The organism is Pseudomonas sp. HMSC057H01 (genome assembly GCF_001836405.1).
Lineage (GTDB): Bacteria > Pseudomonadota > Gammaproteobacteria > Pseudomonadales > Pseudomonadaceae > Pseudomonas > Pseudomonas aeruginosa.
The window spans coordinates 1-4,901 of the sequence record NZ_KV828415.1 but is presented as its reverse complement, the minus strand read 5'-3'; the positions used below and the strand labels follow the sequence as shown (position 1 = coordinate 4,901).

The 4,901-nt window shown below is 59.8% G+C and carries 12 protein-coding genes; all 12 read left to right on the top strand.

Annotation, left to right across the window (positions count from 1 at the left end):
- The first annotated feature begins 92 nt into the window (after positions 1–92).
- A complete protein-coding gene (locus HMPREF2581_RS07620) occupies positions 93–485 on the top strand; it encodes a hypothetical protein (RefSeq protein WP_023099122.1) in 393 nt (130 codons plus the stop codon).
- A 302-nt stretch (positions 486–787) separates the two neighbouring features.
- A complete protein-coding gene (locus HMPREF2581_RS07615; RefSeq protein ID WP_023099083.1) occupies positions 788–1,099 on the top strand; it encodes a hypothetical protein in 312 nt (103 codons plus the stop codon).
- Complete coding sequence (locus HMPREF2581_RS07610; protein ID WP_023099120.1) at positions 1,096–1,341, top strand: hypothetical protein; 246 nt, start codon at positions 1,096–1,098, stop codon at positions 1,339–1,341. Before HMPREF2581_RS07615 ends, HMPREF2581_RS07610 begins: the two co-directional genes overlap by 4 nt.
- The gene (locus HMPREF2581_RS07605) at positions 1,334–1,630 is read left to right on the top strand and encodes a hypothetical protein (protein ID WP_033869214.1); all 297 of its coding nucleotides are present in this window, start codon (positions 1,334–1,336) and stop codon (positions 1,628–1,630) included. The genes HMPREF2581_RS07610 and HMPREF2581_RS07605 overlap by 8 nt, the downstream gene beginning before the upstream one ends.
- Positions 1,627–1,956 (top strand): hypothetical protein, encoded by a 330-nt coding sequence (locus tag HMPREF2581_RS07600; protein ID WP_023099118.1) that lies wholly within the window; start codon positions 1,627–1,629, stop codon positions 1,954–1,956. Before HMPREF2581_RS07605 ends, HMPREF2581_RS07600 begins: the two co-directional genes overlap by 4 nt.
- Positions 1,949–2,284: a hypothetical protein gene (locus tag HMPREF2581_RS07595; protein WP_023099117.1), complete on the top strand. Its 336-nt coding sequence runs from the start codon at positions 1,949–1,951 to the stop codon at positions 2,282–2,284. Before HMPREF2581_RS07600 ends, HMPREF2581_RS07595 begins: the two co-directional genes overlap by 8 nt.
- Positions 2,281–3,042 (top strand): hypothetical protein, encoded by a 762-nt coding sequence (locus HMPREF2581_RS07590; protein ID WP_023093235.1) that lies wholly within the window; start codon positions 2,281–2,283, stop codon positions 3,040–3,042. Before HMPREF2581_RS07595 ends, HMPREF2581_RS07590 begins: the two co-directional genes overlap by 4 nt.
- Entirely contained in the window at positions 3,039–3,395 is a 357-nt protein-coding gene (locus HMPREF2581_RS07585; RefSeq protein WP_019486509.1) for a hypothetical protein, read from the top strand. Before HMPREF2581_RS07590 ends, HMPREF2581_RS07585 begins: the two co-directional genes overlap by 4 nt.
- Before the next feature lie 3 nt (positions 3,396–3,398).
- Positions 3,399–3,533, top strand: a complete 135-nt coding sequence (locus HMPREF2581_RS33490) for a hypothetical protein (protein ID WP_019486508.1) — start codon at positions 3,399–3,401, stop codon at positions 3,531–3,533.
- Positions 3,530–3,847 carry a hypothetical protein gene (locus HMPREF2581_RS07580; RefSeq protein ID WP_003119039.1) on the top strand — a complete coding sequence of 106 codons (318 nt, stop codon included), beginning with the start codon at positions 3,530–3,532 and terminating at the stop codon, positions 3,845–3,847. Before HMPREF2581_RS33490 ends, HMPREF2581_RS07580 begins: the two co-directional genes overlap by 4 nt.
- Positions 3,844–4,269: a hypothetical protein gene (locus tag HMPREF2581_RS07575; protein WP_019486507.1), complete on the top strand. Its 426-nt coding sequence runs from the start codon at positions 3,844–3,846 to the stop codon at positions 4,267–4,269. The genes HMPREF2581_RS07580 and HMPREF2581_RS07575 overlap by 4 nt, the downstream gene beginning before the upstream one ends.
- Positions 4,266–4,901: DUF1376 domain-containing protein (locus HMPREF2581_RS31760; protein WP_116816031.1), on the top strand; the 636-nt coding region annotated here is incomplete at its 3' end. The genes HMPREF2581_RS07575 and HMPREF2581_RS31760, both read left to right, overlap by 4 nt.

The following is a 4,901-nucleotide window of genomic DNA, read 5'->3' as shown; positions in this document are numbered from 1 at the left end:
TCCGCCGACCTTGAGCCCATTCTGCCGTCCGATTCCCACTTGGTGCAGTGCGCTGATGCTGCTGTGCAGGCATCCAGTGCCGAGGTGGCGCAATGATTCGTCAGTTCTTCGTTTGGTTCGGTGGCCTGGTCACCATGGCGTTGATCTATTGGGCGGCGGTCATTCTTCATGGCATCGGCGGCTACCACGTCGAGCTGACGCCGATCATCGCGACGGTGGGAGCCGCCGGCGGGATCGCGCTCATCTGTCATGAGTTTGGCTACAGCGCTGGGCGCAACAAGGCGATGGGTGACCGCCTCTACCCAGATGCAGACGTGGCTTATGTGCACTTTCCCCAAGGCATGGACAGCTACCGGGCTCGCCTGGAGTTCCTGAATCGAGCCATCAAGCGGCTGCACGAGATTGAGTCAGCCAAGGCCAACGATGTTCAGGATCAACGCCCCAGCGATCAGGGCAATCAGCCAGAGGGCGAACGTCATGATTGATGCGCGCCTTTTCTCCCAGAAGGCCCTAAGCGGCGTTATTCCGCCCCGGTCTTCTGGGAAGTACTCCTTGTCCCAATGCCGTGCCTTCCAGCGCCTGAAGGCTTCTTTCAACCAGTTCATGCCAGGCCTCCGAGCCAGTTTCGTGTGGAAGCAAAACGATAGCACGGAGTGTCCTGACGCCACTTTGCGGCCCGGCTGACTCAAACGCCGGAAAGCAAAAAGCCCCGCTTTCGCGAGGCCTTTAGTCGGTAGTCGTTGGAGCGACTGCCTAGGTACTTCTTTGTCTCGAGGGAGACATCAACATGCAACTCAAAAATATCAAAACGTCAAGCCAGGCGCAACAGCTAGCGACCACTGAGGAGGTTGGATTTCTCCTGACCCCCAGCGGGCTCTGTGCGCTCCAGGTCTGCGAGGGGGTTCCCATCGTAGAGGTAATGCAACGTTACGAGGAGTCGCTCAACGCTCTCTGCGTTTTGCTCAGGCGCATGGCCAGGGACGTCGTTCACCCTATGAACGACTCCGAGGCGGAAGCTATCGCGCTGCTCACCGAGGTGGTGGCGGCTATGCACAGTAGCTGCGTGCGCGGCCTTGATGCTACGGGAGGTGCTGCATGAACGCGCTTCTGAGAGCTCGCCCTATTGACCCGGAGAACAGCTTCTTCAAGGTCAACCCTGGACTTTCCAAGCGGGAAGCCTTGGACGAGATCAGCGCACATCGCAAGCAGGTCGACAGCATCCTGTTCGAGTTGGTCCCTGGGCTCCGCGAGGATGTCGAAAGGACTGATCGCGAGAGCTACCTCGAATGGAAAGCCCGTGAGCGCGAGGTGAAGGATGCGCTGGGAGGTGATCATGTCTGATCTCTCGAAGGCACAGGCCTCTCGTCCTCCGCTTCCTGTCGACGGGGAGGTGATGGAGCGGGTCGAGCTCAGTCGTAATGAGTTCGATCTATTCAACCACGCTCGGAGCGATATGACGCAACTTCGGGCTCTGCTGATGGACTCGGTCGTTCCTGCTCTGGGTGGTCGAGGGCACCCCGTTGTGACGGAGATTCATGACCTGATCGAGCGGATCATCTTGTGCACCGGGAATTTTCTCTACCGCTACAACCAGCAGATCGGCGCCGCCTATCGGGAGCGTGACCTGTGAACCCTGGCAGCTTCGATACCGGCGACACGTTTCAGCGTGCGTCTTCAGGCGATGGAATTCTGTTCTGGTTCATCTCCACGCCTGCCATTCAGAAGGGCGGGATTGCGATAGCCCAGATGGTCGCCCCGTTCTCGACCGAGGAAGAGGCCCAGCGTGGCGCCGATCTGCTGAACGACCGCTTCCCCGGCAACCGTTGCTGGGTAGGCCGTGGCGAGTACGCGCCGGAATACGCCACCCCTGATCGTTTGGATCACGACGCCAAGCGAGCACGCGCCGACCTCGCCGGGCTTCTGTCCGGCATTACCGGGAGGTGCGGCCATGACTGAGCTCGATATCAAGAAGTCTTTGCGCTCGAGGAGAGGGCTGGTCCCGGACACTCCGTCAAGGCTGTGCGGGACGTTCAGTAGCGGCCTGCACGTGCCAGGCCCGCAGCAGATTCTCGACGATTTCCTTGGTCGCGTGGAGCGCGAGCCTGATCCCTGCAAGCGGTTGATGCAGGCGCAGCGTGCAATCGGTGCCTTGATGGGCCTGACTGCCGCCCAGGTTCGAGGTGCTGGTTTCGTGTTCTTCCACAAGGATGTGTTTCGCCGTCTCTCCGAGTTGACCGGCGAAACGGAAAACGCACTGGTGCAGATGGCGGGAGTAGAGCGATGAACCTGACCACCATCGGCGGCCAGGCCGCCACCATGACCAGTATCGATCTGCGGGACATCATCAACGAGGCGCGGGCCGCTGCGAATGAACCCCGCGTCAGGAATGACCAGTTCATCGCCCGGGTGCAGGATGAGCTCGGCGATGAACTTGGGGTATGCAAAAAAATTGCACACCCCCAGAGCGGCGTTTTGATGGAGTGTTACGAGCTCACTTTGGACCAATGCATGCTCGTCGGCATGCGGGAGTCCAAGGGGGTGCGCCGCAGTGTTCTGGAGAGGCTGAAGGCTCTGCGTGCGCCGATGACCCAGGCTGAGCAGATGCTGGCTCATGCGCAGATTCAGGTGCAACTCGAGCGCCGACAGCAGCAGATCGAGCAACAGCAGGCCCAGCACCAGGTCGCTATTGAGCGCGTCGAGCAGCGGGTCGAGGACCTGTCCGAATCCCGCGTTTGGGACCACTGCCCGCAGAACTGCATGCCGATCACCCGCATCCGTGAGGTGATCAATGACCGTTATGGCCTGTCGGCCACCGTGGTGGACGCAGTGGTTCGGCAGATGCCTATCAGCCCGAAGCCCTGGGGCATGGTCCGCAACGGCCACGAGAACGCCCAGGGCAGCCAGTACGCGGTCTGGGCGACCAGCGATATCACTGCGGTCTTCAAGCGCTTCGTCAGCGAGTGCGAGCGGGTTACCGAGACCCAAGCTACCCATCCCTATTTCCCGGGCCGGTTCCGGCTGGCCCCGAAGGTGAAGTCATGAGCAAGAAAAGCAAGCGCAATACCACCGAGCAGGTGACTCCTGAGTTTCTAGCCGCTGGCCGCCTCTACACCAGCATGTGCAAGTCCGGCTTGTCGCATACCCCAGAAGCCGCAACTGCGTTTCAGCGCATGTACGACGCAGCCCCGGAGTCGTTCCGCCAGGAAATGCACGACATGGCTGTGCAGATGGGGCTGATGCCTGCCGTTCCGGATGGCTATACCGACGACGGAGAGCCCGTTTACGAACTGGAAGGGATGGCCAAGCGGCTGGGCATTGATCCCGAAGAGGCGAAGCGCAAAGCCGAAGAGCTGGGCCTCAAGCCGAACACCCTCAAAGTCCATAGGGTGAACTGAGCCATGACCAACACCATCCAGATTCACCGCCACGCCCTGCCTATCGTTGAGTTCCGCAGCAGGCGCAACCTGACCACCCACCTCAAGCGCAAGATGCGGACCTTGGTGCAGCGCCTGGAGAGGGAGGGCTTGGCATGAGCAAGGTCGCCCACCAGTCCGATCCCGTGATGCTCAACGAGCAGTCCTTCGAGCAGTTCGGCAGCGACCAGGTTGCCTACAAGATCTGGTGCTCAATCGACACTGCCTTCGAGCTGCTGGGCCAGTTCGATCCCCCTGTAGTAGCCGAGGTTGCCCTAAACATCGCCGATATCCAGTTCGAGATCATCAAGGCGCGCTTCGCCCTGATGGTGTTGGTGAAGCGGCTGTGCGGCTGGCGCCCGGAAGATATCGATGAAGTATTGGCTGAGCGGCTCATGGAGAAGTTGCTTCAAGCACGGGAGTTGAGCGAATGAGTAGAGATTTCGGTTTTGTTTTCGTCCTGCACTGCCCAATCATGCCTGGTGTGTACTTGCTTGGTTGGAGCCATGGTTCCCCGCACAAGGTTGCCGAGGAACTCTCTAGTTCGCCCGCTGCCCCTCATGATTACGAGGTGGCCTACTACGCGGAGGTAGAGGAACCAGAAGTCTATCTGGGGCGTATTGAAGAGATGTTTTCCGAAAGCCGGTTTTCGCCGGATAGGAGCTTCTTCTGTTCCAAACTGATAGACCTGATCACAGCTATTGAGGGAGATGGCGAGGCATGGTCGACATGGGACAGTGATATGGCCGTGGAGGCCCGAAACCCAGGACAGGTTGATCGACGTAACCCGCTGTGGTTCGAGCAGCCACTGCACAGCCCGGGATACCTTGAGCGGCTGAGAAGGGGGCGCGAATGAGTTCGGTCTCGCCTGATGCATTACACCCTCTGCCGGAGCCGTTGACCCCAACTGACTGCGACCTCTCGACATTCGCATTCATGCCACTGGACGTTCAGCGATTGCTTACTTCCGAGACTTGGGTGCTTGGTTCTGGGGACGAGCGCGCCGCTGCTATGACTCTCTGGCTTGCCAGTTGGCACCAGGTTCCGGCCGCCAGCGTTCCCGACAATGATCGGATGCTCGCACACCTGTCCCAGTGCGCTCGTTGGGACAAGGTGAAGGCCCATGTACTTCGCGGCTGGGTCAAGTGCAGCGATGGTCGTCTGTACCATCCAGTTGTTGCTGAGAAGGCGCTGGAGTCTTGGGTTGAGAAGCTGCTGAATGCCATCTCGGGCGCCACCGGTAATGCTCGTCGCTGGGGTGTGGAGGTAGATATCAGCGGGCTTCAGGGGCAACTGGTCGAGGCGGTTGCTGCTTTAAAAAGCATCGCCCCGCAATCGCGCACCTTGAAGAAGAAGGGTGTAATAACTCTTGCCACGGGATCGCCACCCGAATCGGGTAGTGATCGCCCCCCGATCACACCCCAAATCGACCCCGAATCGGGTAGTGATCGCAACAGACAGGGACAGGGACAGGGACAGGGACAGGGA